A 20,497-nucleotide genomic window follows, 5' to 3' on the forward strand; every position below is an offset into this window, starting at 1 on the left:
TCAGTTGCCTTTCGGGCGAATGGTGGCCACCAGCTCGGCAACCTTGATGCCGAATTTGCGCATTTCAGAGCGGTTCATGATGGTGCCGTTCTCCATCAGGTACATCCAGTCGGTGACGTCAAGGACATGGCCGCCCGCGCTTTCGGGGAGGCGGATGCGGTAGTGCAGCTGAACGGTCGCGCCAGTTTGCTGGCCTTGTCCTTCGCCGATGATATCATCCGCGGTGGCCGTGAATGCGCCGTCTTCTCCCATGGTGAGATACCATTTGCGGGCCTGGGTATTGCCGCCCGCATAAGCGAAATCCTCGCTCAGCGTTCCGGTGTCATCGCTCCACTCGCCATTCATCATCGCAACAAAACGCGATACGACGCGCCCCATCGGGCCATAGATGATCCCTTCCGAGATCATCTCGCCGCTCAGATGGGTGCGAATGTCAAAGACGGGGTCGGTTCCCTCGTAGTGGTGGGGGCGTTGACTGCGAAAGCCGAAACCGGGCCGAAGAAGCGCCAGTAGCAGCAAGGCAATAATCGCTACAAGCAGGAGTTTCATCAGGAGATTACCTTTCTGGGTAGTCGGAGAACCATCGCCACGGCGATGAGTTTGATGCAGCAGGGAATGACCGCGTAGGCCCAGGTCAGTGTCTGAAGCGCCGCTGCGCTGTTCTCGGCGCCGGGTTGGAAACCGCTCATTTGCAAGAGAGGAAGAAGAAGGACAGCCGCCGCAGCCAATGCAAGTTTCGCGGCAAAGGACCACAGGCCAAATGCCTGACCTGCCTGTAGCCCGGCGCGCGCGAGCGTGCGGGAAAACAAGACCGGCAGGATGACCATATCGGCACCAAGGGCCGCGCCGGACCCGATGCAAATCAACGCAAAGCCAACGCCCGCCCCCTGTGGGAGGAAGGCCGCCCCGGCAAAGGACAGGATCGCAAGCAGCATTGCGGGAAACAACACTTGCTGCGCGCCCAACCGGTCGGCGGCCCGGCTCCACAGGGGTACGGACAGGCCGGCCGCCAGGAAAAACAGAACCAGAAAGGGCCCGGCGAGATCCGGCAGCAGCAGCTTGTCTTCGACGAAGAACAGAAACAGGGTCGAGGTCATGGCGACGGGCAGGCTGTTTACCAGCGCAAGCGCCAACAGCCTGATCCCGCCAGCATCGCGCAGCGCACCAAGAGAGAGCGGCTCCTCCCGCGGCGCTTCATTGGTCCATAGTCCACGGGTTATCCACCACACCAGAACGCACAGGCACGCCAGCACCCACCCAAAGGCGGGGTATCCGCCCTGCGCCGCACCGAATGCGACCAGCGCCGTAGGGGCGAGGGCTGCGATGATGATGCCTGCCAATGTCCCGGCTTCGCGGTAGCTTGCCAGTTTGATCAGCGCCTCGGGGCTGCCTGCCAATGTGGTGCTTTGGCCATAAAACAGGACAGTGCCAAGGCTATAGGCCGTAAACAGCAACACCAGCGCCACAACCAGCCAGGGCACCACGCCACCGGCATTGGGCCGCGCCGAGTAGAGAAGGATGAAACCGCCTGCCATGCCAAATGCGGCCAGGGCTGCGAAGGTTGCTCTTTCTTGTGGCCAGCGGTCGGTGATCCAGCCCAGCAGGGGATCCTGCACGAAATCAAGCACCCGGATCCCTGCGAGAACCACCGCCAGCGTGCCTAGGCTCACACCCAGTTCCGCCGTCGCAAATCGCGGCAGATGGATGTAGAGCGGCAGGCCGGCGGCTGCCAGCATCAACGCAAAGAGAGAGATCCGGTGCGCCTGCATTACTGGCCCCGCAGCTCCCGCGAGAGGCGCGCGGCACGGCTGTTGTCGGACAGCCAGATGTTGAGAAAGCGCTTGCGCGCGTCAGGGTGACGGACAGAGCAGGTGCGTCGGCCGTTCAGATATAGCGCCACCTGGTTGCGAGAGGGGGAACTGGCAACAAAACTGTCACCTGCACCGACATCCCGAAAGCACTGGTCCAGTTTTTGCAGAAACTGGGCCTGATCCGGGCGTTGGCCCTCTAGCCGTTCGATTTCCGCGGCGGTGGCGCGCATCAGCTGATCCTTGCTAAAGGCCCGGCGGTACGACAGGCGCAGCGCCAGCGGCGTGTTCCAGTCGAATTGCTCTTCGCCTTCGAGAAACAGGCTCGCGTCGTAAAGTGGCAGACCGAGCCAGCGAAACGTGACTTCACCCAGCTTGGTTGGCGCAGAAAGGCCGATTTCGGCCTTTGAGGGGGTGGCGACACTGCAAAAGGCAGCGATTGCACAAGAGGCAATGACGCCGGTCAGTCGGCTGAGGATCGGTATCGCAATGTCACGCATGAGCAATCTCCACTTGGACAACATCGGTCTGCCCCACCTCAAAGGAGGCCGCGCAGGCCTCAAGGTAATAACGCCAGTTGCGCAGGAAGCCTTCGCCATAGCCAAGGCCCTGGATCTTGGGCGACATATCTACCAGTCGATCTGCCCAGGTGCGGCAGGTGCGGGCGTAGTCGGGACCAAAGGCAAAGCTGTTCTTGACCTTCAGCCCTGCGCTTCGGGCTTGATGGGAAATCACCGCATCTGACAGCAGCATCCCGCCGGGGAAGGTATATTGGCGGATGTAGTCCGATGAGTTGCGATAGATATCGAAATAGCTGTCCTGAACCGTGATGGCCTGAATGACGGCGCGCCCGTTTTCCGCAAGGCGGCTCTTTACTGTCGAAAAATAGCTTGGCCAGTAGCGTTCGCCCACCGCCTCGATCATTTCGATGGAGACGATGTTGTCGTAGGTGCCTTCGCTGTTGCGATAGTCGCAGAGCCGGATATCGGCGCGCCCGTCCATTCGGGCGTCGGCATAGCCAAACTGGCTGGGTGAAATGGTCAGCCCGGTGACATGGCGACCTGTCTCTGTGGCGCGTTCTGCAAAGCCGCCCCAGCCACAACCGATTTCCAGAATCCGCTCCCCCGCCCCGAGACGGCTGAGCACGCGGTCGTATTTGCGGGTCTGTGCGCGGCCCAGATCATCATCTCCGGGCGCATAGAGCGCGGAGGAATAGGTCATGCTTTCGTCCAGCCAGAGCTGGTAGAATTCATTGCCGACATCGTAGTGCGCCTTGATGTTGCGCGATGCCCCCTTGACCGAATTGGCGCGCAGCAACCGATCGACAACGCGAAACTTCAGGCCTGCCCAGAAACTGGGATAGGCAAAATCGGACAGGTGATCGAGATTGAGCAGCGCGACCTTGATGACATTCTCGATGCTGGAGGTTTCCCAAAGCCCCGCCACATAGGTCTCTCCCAGCCCGATATCGCCGCGCGCCGCGGTGGCGGTGATCGCGCTCCAGTCGTGGATATGAAGATCCGCCTGTGGGTCGCCCTTGCCAAAGTCGTGGGTGTCGCCCTCTGGCGTGGTCAGCCGCAGGCTGCCGTTGCGAATGCGGGTGCAGCTGTCAAGAAAGTCATGTTTTACGCGTTTGGTAATAAAAAGCATCAGCTGATCTCGTGTTCGGGTGGTGTGGGGCGAGGGCGGTACGTCGCGCCCTTGAGTTTCAGTTTCAGCGCCTGCCAGTAGATAAGGGCGACGGTGCGCATGGTGCCTGCCGGACGGCGCAGGCTGGCCAAAAGCAGCGCGCGGTTTGTCAGCGGACGGCGTGGACCTGTGAGGGTGGCGATCACGCCCTCCTTGCCATTGCGGTGATCGATGCGGATCGCAATGCGGCGGGGGGTTATGTCAAAGTTGAAGCGGTAATCGCCTGCAATCTCCTGAAAGGGAGAGACGTGAAAGACCTTTTGCGCCACCAGTCGGTCACTGGCGGCGATCGCGGTGAAATCAGGCTTGTGGCAGAGATAGCTGTGCCGATCCCCGAAGGTGTTGTTCACCTCGGCGATGACCGCATGCAGGCGGTCTCCGCGAAAGGCCAGCCAAAAACTGACGGGGTTGAACACATGGCCGAGGTAGCCCGGTTGTGTCAGCAGGCGGATCGTGGTGCCCTCTAGCGACAAACCTGCATTTGCAAACACGCTTTCGGCCCAGGCAACGCCTGATCCCTTGCCGGGGCGTCCGCCATGGTTGCGGTCCCTCACCGAGGCGAGGTTAAACCGGTTGCGCGAAAACAGAAGAGGGCCGTGGCTGCTGCGCGGGTCGATCAGCACGTAATCGACGCCATAGCGAAACGCGTTGGAGATCTGCCCGTGGCGCGCGTGGGTTGTCTGGCCTGCGATATGGTCGGGCCAATGGCTCATGCGGGGATCCTCTCATGGATCTGGGCATCCCGCGCCTGCAGGTCACGTGCGACGCGAACGGCGCTGGCAAACCCGTCTTCGTGAAACCCGTGGCGCAGGTAGGCACCCGCGAACCAGGTGTGATTGTCGCCTTGGATGTCCTTGATCTGTTGCTGCGCTCGCAATGCGGCCTTGTCGAACACCGGGTGGCGGAATGTTTTTTGATCGTAGATCATCTCCTCGCGCACCGGCGAGACGGGGTTCAGCGAGACAAACAGCGGATCGCGTTCGTCGATGTTCTGCAGCCGGTTCATCCAGTAGGTGACACCGATTGCGGTGCGATCGTCTTGCTGGTCGGCCTTATAAACCCAGGAGGACCAGCAGGCGCGCCGCTTGGGCATCTGCTGCGCGTCATGATGCAGGATCATTTCGTTGTCCTGATAGCGCATCGCGCCGAGGATTTTCTTTTCGTCCTCTGTCGGATGTGTCAGCAGGCGCAGGCTGTCATCGGAATGACAGGCCATGATGACCTGATCAAAAGCCTCTTCGGTGCCGTCCGGCAGATGGATGCGCACACCTTCGGCGGTGCGCTGAACACCACGGACGGCGGTGCCGGGGCGCAATTGGCACCCCATCTGTTCCAGCCGCGCGGTCAGGCGGCGGACATATTCGATGCTGCCTCCTTTCACGGTCCACCATTGATGCTGGCCCGTTGCGCTGAGGAGAGCGTGATTGCGGAAGAAACGAACCAGGGACTGGGCCGGGAAATCGCGAATTTCTTCGGGCGGGGTCGACCAGATCGCCCCGCAGATCGGCATCAGGTAGTAGCGTTGGAACCAGTCCCCCAGCTTCAGCTCATTCACCAGCTCACCGATTGTGACGCTATCGGTGTTGGCCGCCTGCACAGCCTTGGCGTTGAAGTGAAGGATATCGCGCACCATTCGGTAAAAGGCAGGGCGCGCTGCGTTGCGTTTTTGCCCGAGGAGGGCACCGAGGTTGCGCAAACCGTATTCGACGCTGCCGTCCCCGATGGTGGCTCCGAAACTCATGTCGCTTTTGACAACAGGCACATCCAGATCGCGAAACATCGACGTCAGATGTGGGTAGTTCACGTAGTTGAAGACAATAAACCCGGTATCAACCGGCTGATCGCCGTTGCGCCCCGCCAGAACAGTACGGGCATGCCCGCCAAGGCGCGGTGCGGCCTCGAATAGGGTGACGTTATGCGTCTTAGCCAACAGCCACGCTGCCGCCAGGCCGGAAATGCCACCGCCGACGATCGCGATACGCTGGCGGGCAGATGAAAATGCATCAAACGACATGCTGTCTCCATTTGTGTTTTCAACTTGTTACGCTGGGTTGGGGGCGTCGGATCAAAAATGAACGTATGAAATGATCTGGAAGACAAAATTTTTGAAAAAAGTGGCAGGCGCGGTGATCCAAAAGCGTAAAAGCACCGTAATCCCGGTATGCTGACCTCGCTAAGCGACCAATCTCTTGCAGCGCTCGACGCTCCAGTTACGGTAGACCGTGACACAAGTGCTGTGCGTGAAAGGGAAAAAGTGGAACGGGAAAGCCTATCTGACCAAACGGTCTGGATGCTGGCGGTGCGCGACAACCGCGACCGGGTGGCGTTTGGTCGCCTGTTCGATTATTTCGCGCCCCGGCTGAAAGGCGTGATTTGCCGCTCTGGCATGTCACCCAGTCAGGCAGAGGATGTCGTGCAGGATGTCATGCTGACCGTGTGGCGCAAGGCGGCGATGTTTGATCCAGAGCGTGCGCAGGTGTCTGCGTGGATTTTTCAGATCGCCCGCAACCGCCAGATCGACGTCATCCGCAAGGAGCGCAGGCCAGTCCCGGAAGAGCTGAAGCTGCCGGAAGAGACACAGGAAGATGCAGCCCAGGTGCTGGCGCTGGATCAGGAAACACAGAAACTGCGCGCCGCGTTGCGCCGCCTGAAACCCGCCCAGCGGGAAATGGTCGAAAAGGCCTACCTTGGGGAGCTCACTCATTCGGATATCCGGGACCAGACCGGATTGCCGCTTGGTACGATAAAATCGCGCATCCGTCTCGGTCTAGAGCGGCTGCGTCACGAATTGAAGGAACAAGGACTGACATGACCGGTGTGCGTCATCATATCCCGGACCCTCTGTTGGTTGCCTATGTGTCAGGATCGCTGCCACAGGCCTATTCGCTGGTGGTCGCAACCCACCTGTCCATGTGCGATGACTGTCGCGCCCGCGCCACCGCACATGAGGCGGTTGGGGGATCCATCCTGGAAAGCTGCGGCACTGCCGATCTCTCCGGCGGGCTGCGTCAGCGCGTCTTTGACATGTTGGACGAGCCGGTCATCGAGACCCCGCGCTATGAGCGGTCCGGCATCTTTCCCGCACCGGTCATGGAGGCGCTCGGCGGCTTGCCGCCCAAGTGGAAGAGCCTCGGCATGGGGGTGCGCCAGTCCATTCTCAGCCATGACGAGGGCGGCAGTGTCCGGCTTTTGTACATCCCCGGAGGGCAAGCCGTTCCAGACCACGGCCACAATGGCTTGGAGCTGACGCTGGTCCTGCAGGGCGCGTTTCGGGACGAAACCGGCCGCTTTGGCGTTGGCGATCTGGAGGTGGCTGACGATGACCTGGAACATACCCCGGTGGCCGAAGACGGCGTGGCGTGCATCTGCCTTGCGGCGACGGACGCAGCGTTGCGGTTCCGTTCCCTTGTTCCGCGCCTCTTGCAGCCGATCTTTCGGATCTGAACACCGTGGGCCCGTGAGGAAATGGGCCTGTGAAACGACAAAGGGCTGCCAATTGGCAGCCCTTTTCGATTGTGACGCGCGGTTGTACGCCTCGGCTATGATCAGCCGTTCATCACCTTGCCCATATGGCGGCCGGTGTCGATCATGCGGTTGGAGAAGCCCCATTCGTTATCGTACCAGCTTACGACACGGACCAGACCTTCGGAGGTGACGGCGGTCTGCGGTGCGGCGAAACAGGACGAATGCGGGTCATGGTTGAAGTCGATCGAAACGAGCGGGTCAGTTTCGTAGGACAGGATCCCGGCCAAGTCGCCCTCGGCCGCGGCCTTGAGCGCGGCATTCACGCTTTCGACTGTGGCGTCTTTTTCCGGCACAAAGCTCAGGTCAACCACAGACACATTGGGTGTCGGTACCCGGATCGCAGAGCCTTCGAGGCGGCCCTTGAGGTGGGGCAGAACTTCGGCAATGGCGCGGGCTGCGCCAGTCGAGGTCGGGATCATCGACAGCGCCGCAGCGCGCGCCCGATAGAGATCCTTGTGGCTGGTGTCATGTGTCGGCTGGTCGCCTGTATAGGCGTGAATTGTGGTCATGTAGCCGGTCTTGATACCAAAGGCGTCATCCAGAACCTTGGCAACCGGTGCGAGGCAGTTCGTGGTGCAAGACGCATTGGAGACGATAATGTCGTCCTTGGTCAGATCGCCGTGGTTCACGCCATAAACAACGGTGCGGTCGACCTCTTTGCCGGGGGCAGAGATCAGAACCCGCTTGGAGCCATTCTGCAGGTGCTTGGCAGCGCTGTCGCGTGTGGTGAACAGACCGGTGCATTCATAGGCAATGTCCACGTCCTGCCAAGGCAGCTCCTCGGGGTTGCGGATCGCGGTCAGTCGAATGCTGTGCTTGCCGACTTGCATGGTGTCGCCGTCGACCGTGACCTTTGCCGCGAGGCGGCCGTGCACGCTGTCGTATTTGAGCAGATGTGCAAGCGTGTCTGCCGGGGACAGGTCGTTGATCGCAACAACGGTGACGTCCTCGACGTTGTTTTCCAGCAGGGCGCGCATCACGCCACGGCCAATCCGGCCAAATCCATTGATCGCAATTTTCAAGGTCATAAGTGCAACTCCGACTGGGTTATGCAGGCCGGTGCAAAAAGAATTTCGGCCTCTAGAGTGTGATGTTTGCGGCATCGTTATCGCTAACACTGTCGGAAATCAAGAGCGCAGCCGATGCCCTGACACGGCGGCCCAGCCAAAAACGGACGCGCAGGGTGCGCGCCGTATTTTCAGGTGATTGAAAAGACGGGAAAATTTGGCTCTATCTGTGGGCGCGATCACGGCAACGTGACGCGGCAACGGGCAGATCCCGCAGGGGTGCCCTCAGAACCGGAGCGCATCACCATTCTGGTTTGGTCCTGTTCTGCCGCCTCTTGCCACAATTGCGGACAGTTTGGACGATATCCGACCAGAAGCATGCAGGGGTTGTGTAGGTTACCATTTGTAAATCCAGGATTGTCAGGATGGCGCGTGTATCCTTGGGTTGTTTTGGGTGTTTTCATGCGACTTAGACTTGTAATGTTACTGGTAATTGGACCGCTCTTGGCGCTGGCTGGGGTTTTCGTGCTGATGGAGATCAACAATCAGCGACAAAACCATCAGGTTGCTGTCATTGCCGCTGAAAAGACCGCGGAAGATCGGCTGATCGGTGATCTGATCCATGAACTCCAGCGAGAGCGCGGGTTCTCGGCTGGGTTTCTGTCCTCCAAGGGGCAGAATTTCGCAGCGGATCTGACAAGCCAACGCGCAGCGACCGACGCCGTGCTGGGGCGGACGTTGGGGCAGGTGTCGCGCTTGGCAGCTGACCACCCAGACGCCTACCGCACATCAGAAACTGCCCTTGCTGAATTGTCGGTGATGCGGGCCAATGTGGACGGGCTGGCCATTCCGGTGCCGGACATGGCGTCTTATTACACCGGCATCATCAACAATCTGCTGCATGTGTCGCGGGCGGCGATCAGCGTGGACAATTCCAGCCGGTTTCAGGCGCTCTTGCAGGCGCGCTTCCTGATGAGCACCGCCAAAGAACGTGCCGGTCTGGAACGTGCAACGGGTGCTGTGGGAATTGGGCAAGGATTTGATCTGGCCCTGCACGACAGGTTTGTATCCCTTGTCGGGGGGCAGGATGCTCTGCTGGCTGAGGCCTCAGCGGCATTGGACGAGGGCAGCTGGATTGCTGGTTTGCAGCAGTCACCTGAGTATCTGACACTGGAAACGCTGCGCCGCCAACTTGTTGCCAACTACGAAAAAGGGCAGGCCGCGGATATTTCCGGCAGCGCGTGGTTTCAGGCATCCTCCGCCTGGATCGACCTGCTGAGAGCCGAGGAGCAGAAGATCAACACCCGCATCGTTGAATTCGCCCGCGAGGTTGAGGTGCGCAGCGGCACTGCGCTCAATCGCCTCGTGATGGTTGCGGTTGCGGCCTCCATCGCGGTCATGCTGTTTGCAATCGGCTGTTTTGAGCTGATGATCCGTCGGATCCGTGCCCTGACCATGGCGGTCGACGCCTTTACCCGCGGTGACTTTGATGTCGAAATCAAGGGGACGACCGGCAATGATGAACTGAGCCGCATGGCGCGCGCGGTCGATGGTTTCAAGGACGAGTCCCTGGCGATGCGCACCTCTGCGCAATCCCTGGAGGCGGCCCAGAAACAAAGAGAGGAAGAACAGGCAGGTGTTTTCCAGACCGTGAAGGCGCATTTGACCCGCCTGTCGGACGGCGATCTGACAGCAACCATCGACACGCCCTTTCCGCCGTCTTTCGAGGGATTGCGCGGCGATTTCAACGATACCCTTGCAACGCTTGGGGCGACGTTCGGGCTGATCGCAGATGCGGCAGCCAGTATTCGCAACGGCGCGGCCGAAATTCGGCAATCTTCCAGTGATCTGTCTTATCGCACCGAAAGCCAGGCTGCCACGCTGGAAGAAACCGCAGCAGCGTTGGAAGAGATGACCGCCAGCATCCGCTCTGGCGCCGAGCGAACCCGCACGGTTGAGCACACGATGGCCGAAACCCGTCAGGAAGCAGAAACCAGCGGGGTCGTGGTGCAGAACGCCGTGTCTGCCATGACTGAGATCGAGCAATCCTCAGGCAAGATATCTCAGATCATTTCGGTGATCGATGACATTGCCTTTCAGACCAATCTTCTGGCTCTCAATGCCGGGGTAGAGGCCGCCCGTGCAGGCGAGGCGGGGCGTGGGTTTGCGGTGGTCGCAAGCGAAGTGCGCGCCTTGGCGCAGCGGTCCTCTGATGCGGCGATGGAAATCAAGACGCTTATCGAGGACAGCTCGCGTCAGGTCGATCATGGCGTTGAGCTGGTCGGGAAAGCAGGTGATGCCCTCACCAGCATTGTCGAGCGGATCAATCATGTCTCGCAACTGGTGTCAGAGATCGCCGAAGGGGCGGTTGAGCAATCAACCGGCCTCAACGAAATCAACACCGGCGTGAGCCAATTGGATCAGGTCACCCAGCAAAACGCCGCGATGGTGGAGGAAGCGACTGCCGCCGGACATATGCTGGACGGCGATGCTACGAAACTTGCGGATCTGGTGGACAAGTTCAGGATCAGCTCTGCAGGCGGCGCTGCGCGGGGAGGGGTGGACCCCATTGATGCAGGGCTGTCGGAAACGGTGCCATACCACGTAGAATCAGCTCCATTTCCGGCCACTTCTGCGCGCTCAGCCTAAGACGGGCTCTTGTTGATACAGGATGCGGCGGCACAACATATGCCACTGCTCGTCACGCCAAGGGCGACAATCGGTGGTCGATGTCGGTTCCGGATATAAACTCGTCCGGAACCGCCACGGTCAGTCGGCGCGCTTATTGGGCAAATGCTCCTGCAAGGAACAGGAGCTGGCATGCGGTACTCTGCGCTTGGACTGATCAAAGAGGCCCTGACGGGGCACAAGGGCTGGCGCCCGCAATGGCGGGATGTCGCGCCTCAATCGCACTATGACTATGTGATTATCGGTGGCGGCGGTCATGGTCTGGCAACGGCCTATTATCTGGCGAAAGTGTTTGGCGCTGCCCGGATCGCAGTGCTGGAAAAGGGCTGGATTGGGGGCGGTAATGTCGGCCGCAACACCACCATCATCCGCTCGAACTATCTGCTGGACGGAAACGAGCCGTTTTATGAGTTTTCTCTCAAGCTGTGGGAAAACCTCGAGCAGGATCTGAACTATAACGCGATGGTGAGCCAACGCGGCATCCTGAATCTGGTTCACACCGATGCCCAGCGTGATGCAGCGCGCAGACGCGGCAATGCGATGATCCTGAACGGCTCGGATGCAGAGCTGTTGGATACGGAAGGGGTGCGGGCGATGTACCCGTTCCTCAACTTTGATGATGCGCGTTTTCCCATCAAGGGTGGGCTGCTGCACCGCCGGGGTGGAACCGTGCGCCATGATGCGGTGGCATGGGGCTACGCCCGCGGCGCCGACATGCGCGGCGTCGACATTATCCAGAACTGCGAAGTCACCGGCCTGCGGATCGAGGGCGGCAAGGTTCAAGGGGTGGAGACCTCTCGTGGCTATATCGGCGCGGGCAAGGTCGGCGTGTCGGTTGCGGGTAATTCCAGCCGGGTGATGGCCTTGGCAGGGATGCGTCTGCCCATCGAAAGCCACGTGCTGCAGGCGTTTGTCTCTGAGGGGCTGAAACCGTTCATTCCCGGTGTCATCACCTACGGCGCGGGGCATTTTTACTGCAGCCAGTCGGACAAGGGCGGCCTTGTCTTTGGCGGCGACATCGACATGTACAATTCCTACGCGCAACGCGGCAATCTGCCAGTGGTCGAGGATGTGGTCGAAAGCGGCATGTCCCTGATCCCGGCGCTGGGCCGGGCGCGGCTGCTGCGCAGTTGGGGCGGCATCATGGATATGTCGATGGATGGCTCTCCCTTCATCGACCGGACCGATATCGAAGGGCTCTATTTCAATGGCGGTTGGTGTTACGGCGGTTTCAAGGCCACCCCTGCCGCGGGCTATTGTTTTGCCCATCTCCTGAAAACCGACCGCCCCCATGAAACCGCCACGGCCTATCGCCTGGACCGGTTCATGAGCGGTCACATGATCGACGAAAAGGGCCAGGGCGCCCAACCCAACCTGCACTAAGGACAAGACGAGATGATTATCAACCATCCGCTATTGGGGCCGCGCGATGCGCAGGAGTTCACCTATCTCGGCGATGCGGGGCTGATGAACCGCCCGTACTGGCTGTCTGAGACCGCGCTGCAGCAGTTCCACGACTATCTGTATCTTCGCGAAAATCCGGCTGGTGAGCATCGTGAACTTTGGTTTCATGAACAGGGGGATCGCTCCTGGCTGGTCGTGACCCGCAACACTGTCACCCATGAGATCCTCAAGGTCGAGCTGGCCCGGGATGTTGCCCTTGCCCAAAAGGCGGCCAACCTTGCCCAGGAGCCCTCGCAATGAGCGCGGTATCAACGCAGCAGGTGAACCGGCTGAGCGGAGGTCTGGTAGATCGTGGCCAGCCGCTGTCATTTCGCTTTGACGGGCAGAGCTATCAGGGCTGCAGTGGTGATACCTTGGCCTCGGCGTTGATGGCGAATGGCGTGCGCCTGATGGGGCGATCATTCAAATATCACCGGCCGCGCGGCTTGCTGAGCGCGGGCAGCGAAGAGCCAAACGCGTTGGTTGAATTGCGCACGGGCGGCAGGCAGGAACCCAACACCCGTGCCACGGTCGCAGAGCTATTTGACGGGTTGGACGCGCGGTCGCAGAACCGCTGGCCCTCGCTGGAACGCGATATGATGGCGATCAATGATCGGTTCGCCAATTTCCTGACCGCCGGGTTCTATTACAAGACGTTCATGTGGCCCAAGGCATTTTGGGAGAAACTCTATGAACCCATTATTCGCAAGGCAGCAGGGCTGGGTCGCCTGACAGGAGACGCCGATCCGGATGCCTATGACAAAGGGTTTCTGCACTGTGATCTTTTGGTGGTCGGGGCTGGGCCTGCGGGGCTGGCGGCGGCGCTGACGGCGGGCCGGGCGGGTGCGCGGGTGATCCTGGCAGATGAAGATTTCTTGCTGGGTGGTCGCCTGTTGAGCGAAGCACAGCCATTGGCGGACATTGCGGGCGCAGATTGGGCGGGTCAGGTCCAGGCAGAGCTTGCAGCGATGGACAACGTCCGCATTCTGCCGCGCACGACGGTGTTTGGGGCATATGACCATGGGATTTACGGCGCGGTCGAACGGAACGCGGATCATGTCGCAGCGCCTGATGCGGGTAAGCCCCGCCAGACGCTCTGGCGGATTTACTCCAAGCGGGCGATCATCGCGACAGGGGCAATTGAGCGGCCCATTGCGTTTGAAAACAACGACCGACCGGGCATCATGCTGGCTGGGGCGGTGCGCTCTTTTGCCAACCGCTGGGCTGTGACACCTGCGTCTTCGGTGGTGATTTTTGCCAACAATGACGATGCGCATCAAACTGCGCGTGACCTGCAGGCCAAAGGCGTGGATGTGCCTGCAGTGGTCGACGTACGCCCAGATCCCCCTGAAATCCCCGGAATTGAGCTCCTTGCGGGTGCACAGATCGTGGGGACCGCCGGGCGGTTGGGGCTCCGCTCTGTCACGGTGCGGATGGCCAATGGTCAAACCCGGATCATCCCCTGTGGTGCGCTGGCCATGTCTGGCGGATGGAACCCGAACCTTGGCCTGACCTGCCATCAGCGAGGGCGCCCGGTTTGGGATAGCGATCTCCATGCCTTTGTCCCCGGACAGGACTTGCCAGTTGGCCAGCATGTTGCAGGGGCCGCGATGGGGGCCATGTCCACCGACGCCGCCCTGCGCAGCGGGGCAGAGCAGGCAGGGGAGGCGCTGGCAGATCTGGGGTTCACAGTGCCTGCGCCAGAGCTGCCAAAGGCGGAGGACGCACCCGTGTCTCTGACGCCATTCTGGCACGTGCAGGGCGCCAAGCGCGCTTGGCTCGACTTTCAGAACGACGTCACCGTCAAGGACGTCAAGCTGGCCCACCAGGAGAACTTTACCGCGGTTGAGCATCTAAAGCGCTATACCACGCTTGGGATGGCGACCGATCAGGGCAAGACGTCCAATGTTGGCGCCCTCGCGGTGATGGCAGAGCTGACCGGCAAGTCCATTCCCCAGACGGGAACCACGATCTTTCGTCCGCCTTACACGCCGGTTGCCATGGGGGCGCTTGCTGGGCGCGCAGTGGGCAAGGATTTCCATCCGACCCGCCTGACGCCGAGCCACGCCTGGGCGGAGGAACAGGGCGCCGTGTTTGTCGAGGTTGGCAACTGGCTGCGGGCGCAGTGGTTTCCCAAACCGGGTGAAACCCATTGGCGCCAGTCTGTGGATCGCGAGGTGCAGCAGACCCGTCGCTCTGTCGGGATCTGTGACGTCACTACGCTGGGAAAAATCGATGTGCAGGGGGCGGATGCGGCAGCCTTTTTGAACATGATGTACGCCAATGGCTTTGCAAAGCTGCCAGTTGGCAAGGTGCGCTATGGTCTGATGCTGCGCGAAGACGGTGTTGCCTATGACGACGGCACGGCCGCGCGCCTCGCTGAGGACCATTTTGTTGTGACCACAACCACGGCCAACGCCGTTTTGGTCTATCGGAACATGGAATTCGTTCGCCAGTGTCTGTGTCCGGACATGGATGTTCAGCTGATTTCAACCACCGAAGCCTGGGCGCAATACGCGGTTGCAGGGCCGAATGCGCGCAAACTCCTGCAAAAGATCGTTGATCCTGAGTTTGATATCTCCAATGACGCCTTTCCCTTTATGGCCTGCGGTGAAATCACCGTTTGCGGGGGCTGCCGGGCGCGGCTGTTCCGGATCTCGTTCTCTGGTGAGCTGGCCTATGAAATCGCGGTGCCGACCCGGTATGGCGATGCGCTCATGCGGGAAATGATGGCCGCAGGCGAGGCGTTTGACGTCACGCCCTACGGAACCGAGGCGCTGGGGGTCATGCGGATCGAAAAAGGACATGCCGCGGGCAATGAGCTAAACGGAACGACCACCGCGCTGAACCTTGGCCTGGGGCGGATGGTATCTGGCAAGAGGGATTGCATCGGCAACGTGCTGAGCCGCCGAGAAGGCATGAACACCGATGATGCCCTGCGCTTGGTCGGCCTGAAGCCCGTGACCCCAGCACAGAGCCTCCCTGCCGGGGGGCATCTGATGGCTGCGTCGGGCCCTGTCGATGCGGCGCATGATCAGGGATATGTGACCTCTGCTGCCTATTCGCCCACCCTTGGGACGGCCATTGGGCTTGGGTTTGTCAAAGGCGGGGCAGAGCGCCTGGGAGAGCAGCTACGTCTGGTCAACCCGTTGGAGAAACAGGAAATGCTGGTCGAGATTGTCAGCGCCCATTTTGTGGACCCGGAAGGGGAGAAGCTCCGTGCATAAACTGAAACCACTGACACCGCTTGGGTCTCACACGCCGCGTGTTGACCGGATTGGGCAGTTTGAAATCGCCGAGACCGTCGAGACGGCGTTTGCGTCAGTGGCGGCGCGAAACGGGCAGGAGGCGGCCGTGATCTCGGCAATGGCGCAGAACCACGGTCTGGATTTGCCGGTTGCTGGCAAGGCGGCGCAGGCGGGGGAACTGGCTGCGTTCTGGATCAGCCCGTCGCAGTGGATGTGCGCGGCTCCGCACGAAACGCACGAGCTGCTGGCGCAGCAACTGAAGGCGACGCTCGGTGATAGGGCCTCGGTGGTGGAACAGACGGACGCATGGTGCCGCTTTGATGTCACCGGGAAGAAGCTGTGTGATCTGTTTGAGCGTCTGACCAAGGCTGATGTGCGTGCAATGCCCCCTGGCAGCGCCTGTCGCAGCACGGTGGAGCATCTGGGCGTTTTTCTTTGGCGGACGGCTGAGGACCAGATGGTGGTTCTCGGGCCGCGCTCTTCTGCGGCATCGCTCCATCATGCCCTTGTGACGGCCGCGCGTTCCGTCGCCTGAGAATGGCGCGCCCGCGTCAGCCCGCGGGCAGAGCGTCGCCGCTTTTGACACGAAGAGAGTTCTTGGCGCGCCGGTCGTTGATCGGCGTCACGCCGAACGTTTCGCGGTAGATCCGCAAAAAGGCACCGGGCGTGCCATAGCCGACCATATAGGCGATTTCCGTCACCGAGGTGCTGGAATAAAGCACCAGCTGACGGGCTTGGTTCATGCGCATCATGCGATAGTACTTCAGTGGGCTTTGCCCTGTGGCTTCCTTGAAGCTGCGCTCCAGCGAGCGTGGTGAAACGCCGATGGCATCCGCGACATCACTGATCTGGATCGGGCTTTCGATATGTTCGGCGAAATGCTCGATGGCCTGAGCGACCTTTTTGGGCATCAGATCCATGCTCTTGGCCGTGGAGAAGGCAGGGGTTTTCTGAGCCGAGGTGGCGCTGCGCACGTAGGGGTGTTGGAACCAGCAGGCGACCTCTGCCATGACACTGCCGTCCAGATGGGTTTCGATCAGGGTCAGCATGTGGTCAAAAACGGCTGATGCGCCAGAGATCGTCAGAAAGTCGCCTTCATCGCAGATAACGGTGCTGCGTGCATCCAATTCGGGGAATTCCGCCTCGAAGGCGGCTTCATAGCACCAATGGACAGACAGTGGATTGGTGTCGATCATTTTGGTCCGCGCAAGCGGGAACACGCCCCCGCTGAAGGCCCCAAGCCGGGTTTTGTTGCGCATCAGCCGTTGCAGGGCTGCATTGGCCCGCGAGGGATGTGCAAACTGGGCGTTCGGGCCTGCGGTGAACAGAAGATAGTCGTGCGGCTGCAGATCGGACAATTTTGCGTCCGGCGCAAAGGTCACCCCGGCAGAAGAGGCCACCGGCTCCTCTGTTTCGGCGACGACGGTCCAGCGGAACGCTTCCTGTCCGGAGATTTCATTCGCCGCCCGCAGCGGTTCAATGCAGGAGGTCAGACAGGCCATCGGAAATCCGGGAAAGATCAGGATGGCGAGGGAAATGGGGGCAGGGGCATCGGTCATGCCGTTGGTCCTTGGATCATGTCTGCAGTACAGGCGAGAATGTGTTGTTCGACCAGCCGCGCGGCGGGGGAGAGGGCGGCCTCTCTTTTCCGGAGCATGTGAATCTGCCGCTTTGCCAGCGAATCGGCCAATGGGCGAAAGATCAGCCCGGTCGCATTGGCCGCCCGCGCAGCCATTTCCGGCAGAATCGTGATTCCGATTTCGGCATGTACCATCGCCATGATGGAGGTCAGGTTCTGTGCGGTCAGCAGGGCATTTGCATGCAGTGTTTTACAGGCAGGGACATCGATACCCGCAGAGAGACTGTTTGCTATCAGTCGCTCTCCCGTCAGGGCCTGCCAGTCGACAGGCCCGCGGTTCTGCGCAAGGGGATGAGAGGGGTGACAGATAACACCGAAGGCATCTGACAGCAGATGCTGGCTGTGTAGTCCCGCGCTGTTTTCCCCCATGGTCGCGATGCCAATGTCGATACGGTTCCGGGACAATTCATGCAGAATGGAGTTGGAATCCATATCCCGCAACTCGATGTCCATCTTGCTGAAGTCCTTGATGTACTTTGAAAACACCACGGGCATGATGGACCCGGCTACGGACGGGACAGTGGCAATACGCACATGTCCATGGGTGGCATTGGCGTAGCCTTCGATTGCTTTGACCATATTGTCGAACTGCTGCAACTCGCGTTCTGCCTGCTCCAGAACATATGCGCCAAGCGCCGTAAGTTTGTTCTTGCGGTCGGTTTCAAACAGCGGCTCCCCGAGGTGGGTTTCCAACTGCTTCAGCATCATGGAGACGGCCGACGGGGTGCGCCCGAGAATGTCAGCCGCATCGCTGAGGTTTCCGCTGCGTGCCACAACAGCAAAGCCTCGCAGGAGTTCGATTTTGATGGTCACGCTCTTTGCTTCAGTTTGCTTGAAATTGGGTTCAGTAATTTTAGTTTGATTGAATGGTGGGTCAGTGTCCATACCCGTGGCAACTCAAATTTGTCAGAGGCGATGCATCCATGACCGATCTCCAGAAAAACCTGATTGCCGGCGAATGGCTGGCGGGCGAGAGCGAAATCGAAAACCGCAACCCGTCGGATCTGAGCGATCTGGTTGGCATGTTCGCCCAAGCCAGCGCCGATCAGCTGGAGGCGACTTTGGATCAGGCGCAGGTGGCGCAGCGCGAATGGGCTGCTTACGGGCTGGAGCGCAAACAGGCTGTGCTGATGAACATCGGCAACGAGCTGATGGCGCGGGCCGAAGAACTGGGCACGCTGTTGTCGCGCGAAGAAGGCAAGCCGCTGGCCGAGGGCAAGGGCGAAGTTTACCGCGCCGGCCAGTTCTTTACCTACTATGCTGCCGAGTGCCTGCGCCAGATTGGTGAGAACGCCGACTCCGTGCGCCCGGACATCGAAGTGGACGTGCGCCGCGAGGCGGCGGGCGTGGTAGCAATCATCTCGCCCTGGAACTTCCCGACCGCAACGGCTTCGTGGAAAATCGCACCGGCGCTCTGCTATGGCAACGCGGTGGTGTGGAAGCCTGCCAACATCACTCCTGCATCGGCTGTTGCCCTGACCGAAATCATCGCGCGTCAGGACATCCCCAAGGGTCTGTTCTCGCTGGTGATGGGCTCTGGCCGTTCGATCGGCCAGCGTCTGGTCGAAAGCCCCAAGGTGAACGCCATTTCCTTCACGGGCTCGGTGCCGGTGGGCAAAGGGATCGCCGCTGCTGCCATCCAGAACCTGACCAAGGTGCAGATGGAGATGGGATCGAAGAACGCGCTGGCAGTGATGGATGACGCTGACCTGGATCTGGCCGTCTCCCTGGCGCTGGGCGGTGCCTTTGGCGGGACCGGCCAGAAATGCACCGCCTCCTCCCGGCTCGTGGTCCACGCAGCTGTGCACGATGCCTTTGTTGAGAAACTCGTGGCAGGCGCACAGGCCATGAAAGTGGGCCACGCGCTGGAAGCGGGCGTGCAGATGGGCCCGGTGGTGAGCGAGCAGCAGCTGAACGAAAACCTGGCCTATGTGGACCTCGGCAAGACCGAGGGCGCCGAGCTGGCCTGCGGTGGCCTGCGTCTGGAGATGCCGCACCAGGGGTTCTACATGTCCCCCGGCGTGTTCCTGAACACCACCAACGATATGCGCATCAACCGCGAGGAAATGTTTGCGCCGCTGACCAGCGTGATCAAGGTCGGCAGCTATGACGAGGCGCTGGCGGTGGTCAACGACACCAACTTTGGCCTGACGTCGGGCATTGTCACCCAGTCGCTGGCCCGCGCCACCCACTTCCGCCGCAACGCGCGCACCGGTGTGGTGACCGTGAACCTGCCGACCGCTGGCACGGATTATCACGTGCCCTTCGGTGGGCGCGGCGACAGCTCTTATGGTCCGCGCGAGCAGGGCAAGGCAGCGGCGGAGTTCTACACCACCGTCAAGACCGCCTACATCAGCGCCGGTAAGCCGGTCTGATGCAAGGGCAGATGAACTTGGTTGCTATCGGCGCGTGCGCCGATAGCTGCGCCCATCCCGCGTAATTGGAGGGATAGAATGACCGGATACCGTATCGACTGCCTGCAATATGCCAATTGGTCGGAAAAGATCTTTCGCCAGCTGCGCGAGGGCAACGTGGACGCGATCCATGTGACCATTGCCTATCACGAGACCTTCCGCGAGACGGTTCTGAACTTCGAAAAGTGGAACCGCTGGTTCGAGCAGTACCCGGACCTGATCATGAAGGGACAGTGGGCCAGCGACATCGACAAGGCCCGCGAAACCGGGCGCACCGCGGTGTTCTTTGGCTTCCAGAACCCCTCGCCGATAGAGGACGACATCGGGCTGGTCGAGATCCTGCACACCCTCGGCGCCCGTTTCATGCAGCTCACCTACAACAACCAGTCGCTGCTGGCGACCGGCTGTTACGAGGCTGAGGACATGGGGCTGACCCGCATGGGCAAGCAGGTGATCAAGGAGATGAACAGGGTTGGTCTGGTCGTGGACATGAGCCATTCCGCCGACCGTTCCACCATCGAGGCGGCGGAGATGTCCACCCGCCCGATCGCGATCACCCATGCCAACCCGCACGAATGGTCGCCCGCGCTGCGCAACAAGAAGGATGATGTGATCCGCGCAGTGACCGGCCACGGCGGCATGCTGGGCTTTTCGGTCTATCCCCACCACCTCAAGGACAAGTCCGACTGCACCCTGCAGAGTTTCTGCGAGATGATCGCACGCACTGCCGACAAATACGGGGTGGAGCATCTCGGGATCGGCACCGACCTTTGCCAGGATCAGCCCGACAGCATCGTTGAATGGATGCGCGTCGGTCGCTGGACCAAGGAAATCGACTACGGCGAAGGATCAGCCGCCGCGCCGGGTTTCCCGGAGATGCCCAGCTGGTTCAGGGACAATCGTGATTTCGACAACATCCAGAACGGCCTGCGGGCTGTGGGAATGAGTGAAGAAGAAGTGGCCGGTGTCATGGGGGACAATTGGTATCGCTTCTTTGCGGAGAATTTCGGCCCCAAGACCTGATCTGGGGCGACAG

18 protein-coding genes are annotated in these 20,497 nt (G+C 60.5%); 9 read left to right on the plus strand and 9 right to left on the minus strand.

Translation table 11 applies throughout. The annotated features are described in order from the left end of the window. From KUV39_RS15370 to KUV39_RS15395, 6 genes are read right to left on the minus strand one after another with little or no spacing between them, the layout of a single operon-like run. Positions 1-549 (minus strand): DUF3833 domain-containing protein, encoded by a 549-nt coding sequence (locus KUV39_RS15370; protein WP_222460224.1) that lies wholly within the window; start codon positions 547-549, stop codon positions 1-3. After that, positions 549-1,769 carry an MFS transporter gene (locus KUV39_RS15375; RefSeq protein ID WP_222460225.1) on the minus strand — a complete coding sequence of 407 codons (1,221 nt, stop codon included), beginning with the start codon at positions 1,767-1,769 and terminating at the stop codon, positions 549-551. The genes KUV39_RS15370 and KUV39_RS15375 overlap by 1 nt, the downstream gene beginning before the upstream one ends. Next, a complete protein-coding gene (locus tag KUV39_RS15380; RefSeq protein WP_222460226.1) occupies positions 1,769-2,308 on the minus strand; it encodes a chalcone isomerase family protein in 540 nt (179 codons plus the stop codon). Before KUV39_RS15380 ends, KUV39_RS15375 begins: the two co-directional genes overlap by 1 nt. Beyond that, positions 2,301-3,458, minus strand: a complete 1,158-nt coding sequence (locus KUV39_RS15385; protein WP_209035402.1) for an SAM-dependent methyltransferase — start codon at positions 3,456-3,458, stop codon at positions 2,301-2,303. Before KUV39_RS15385 ends, KUV39_RS15380 begins: the two co-directional genes overlap by 8 nt. Then, on the minus strand, positions 3,458-4,210 hold the full coding sequence (locus KUV39_RS15390) for a DUF1365 domain-containing protein (RefSeq protein ID WP_222460227.1): 753 nt from the start codon (positions 4,208-4,210) through the stop codon (positions 3,458-3,460). The genes KUV39_RS15385 and KUV39_RS15390 overlap by 1 nt, the downstream gene beginning before the upstream one ends. Continuing rightward, positions 4,207-5,511 (minus strand): NAD(P)/FAD-dependent oxidoreductase, encoded by a 1,305-nt coding sequence (locus tag KUV39_RS15395; protein WP_209035400.1) that lies wholly within the window; start codon positions 5,509-5,511, stop codon positions 4,207-4,209. Before KUV39_RS15395 ends, KUV39_RS15390 begins: the two co-directional genes overlap by 4 nt. Positions 5,512-5,658: 147 nt before the next feature. Here KUV39_RS15395 and KUV39_RS15400 point away from each other — a divergent pair, with 147 nt between their 5' ends. Together KUV39_RS15400 and KUV39_RS15405 are read left to right on the plus strand one after the other, a co-directional pair. Continuing rightward, the gene (locus tag KUV39_RS15400; RefSeq protein ID WP_046211311.1) at positions 5,659-6,309 is read left to right on the plus strand and encodes a sigma-70 family RNA polymerase sigma factor; all 651 of its coding nucleotides are present in this window, start codon (positions 5,659-5,661) and stop codon (positions 6,307-6,309) included. Then, complete coding sequence (locus tag KUV39_RS15405) at positions 6,306-6,941, plus strand: ChrR family anti-sigma-E factor (protein WP_008559178.1); 636 nt, start codon at positions 6,306-6,308, stop codon at positions 6,939-6,941. Before KUV39_RS15400 ends, KUV39_RS15405 begins: the two co-directional genes overlap by 4 nt. A 101-nt stretch (positions 6,942-7,042) precedes the next feature. Here the strand turns inward: KUV39_RS15405 and gap are convergent, their stop codons facing one another. Beyond that, positions 7,043-8,050: a type I glyceraldehyde-3-phosphate dehydrogenase gene (gene gap / locus KUV39_RS15410; protein WP_008560641.1), complete on the minus strand. Its 1,008-nt coding sequence runs from the start codon at positions 8,048-8,050 to the stop codon at positions 7,043-7,045. A gap of 459 nt (positions 8,051-8,509) precedes the next feature. Here gap and KUV39_RS15415 point away from each other — a divergent pair, with 459 nt between their 5' ends. The 5 genes from KUV39_RS15415 (at position 8,510) to KUV39_RS15435 (ending at position 15,943) form a co-directional block, all read left to right on the plus strand. Continuing rightward, positions 8,510-10,678, plus strand: coding sequence for a methyl-accepting chemotaxis protein (locus KUV39_RS15415; RefSeq protein WP_244998395.1), 2,169 nt, complete (start codon positions 8,510-8,512; stop codon positions 10,676-10,678). 171 nt (positions 10,679-10,849) lie between these two features. Next, positions 10,850-12,100: a sarcosine oxidase subunit beta family protein gene (locus KUV39_RS15420; RefSeq protein ID WP_222460228.1), complete on the plus strand. Its 1,251-nt coding sequence runs from the start codon at positions 10,850-10,852 to the stop codon at positions 12,098-12,100. Positions 12,101-12,112: 12 nt separating this feature from the next. Continuing rightward, positions 12,113-12,421, plus strand: coding sequence for a sarcosine oxidase subunit delta (locus KUV39_RS15425; protein WP_046211307.1), 309 nt, complete (start codon positions 12,113-12,115; stop codon positions 12,419-12,421). After that, positions 12,418-15,387, plus strand: coding sequence for a sarcosine oxidase subunit alpha family protein (locus KUV39_RS15430; protein ID WP_222460229.1), 2,970 nt, complete (start codon positions 12,418-12,420; stop codon positions 15,385-15,387). Before KUV39_RS15425 ends, KUV39_RS15430 begins: the two co-directional genes overlap by 4 nt. Beyond that, a complete protein-coding gene (locus KUV39_RS15435; protein ID WP_222460230.1) occupies positions 15,380-15,943 on the plus strand; it encodes a sarcosine oxidase subunit gamma in 564 nt (187 codons plus the stop codon). The genes KUV39_RS15430 and KUV39_RS15435 overlap by 8 nt, the downstream gene beginning before the upstream one ends. A 16-nt stretch (positions 15,944-15,959) precedes the next feature. Here the strand turns inward: KUV39_RS15435 and KUV39_RS15440 are convergent, their stop codons facing one another. Further along, positions 15,960-16,967 carry a GlxA family transcriptional regulator gene (locus KUV39_RS15440; protein ID WP_046211304.1) on the minus strand — a complete coding sequence of 336 codons (1,008 nt, stop codon included), beginning with the start codon at positions 16,965-16,967 and terminating at the stop codon, positions 15,960-15,962. Further along, positions 16,964-17,860 (minus strand): LysR family transcriptional regulator, encoded by an 897-nt coding sequence (locus tag KUV39_RS15445; protein WP_037303095.1) that lies wholly within the window; start codon positions 17,858-17,860, stop codon positions 16,964-16,966. The genes KUV39_RS15440 and KUV39_RS15445 overlap by 4 nt, the downstream gene beginning before the upstream one ends. Before the next feature lie 110 nt (positions 17,861-17,970). Here KUV39_RS15445 and KUV39_RS15450 point away from each other — a divergent pair, with 110 nt between their 5' ends. Together KUV39_RS15450 and KUV39_RS15455 are read left to right on the plus strand one after the other, a co-directional pair. Beyond that, entirely contained in the window at positions 17,971-19,422 is a 1,452-nt protein-coding gene (locus KUV39_RS15450; protein WP_222460231.1) for an aldehyde dehydrogenase family protein, read from the plus strand. A gap of 78 nt (positions 19,423-19,500) precedes the next feature. Continuing rightward, positions 19,501-20,484: a membrane dipeptidase gene (locus tag KUV39_RS15455; protein ID WP_222460232.1), complete on the plus strand. Its 984-nt coding sequence runs from the start codon at positions 19,501-19,503 to the stop codon at positions 20,482-20,484. Positions 20,485-20,497 lie beyond the last annotated feature (13 nt).

It is taken from the genome of Phaeobacter italicus (genome assembly GCF_019801785.1).
Lineage (GTDB): Bacteria > Pseudomonadota > Alphaproteobacteria > Rhodobacterales > Rhodobacteraceae > Phaeobacter > Phaeobacter italicus.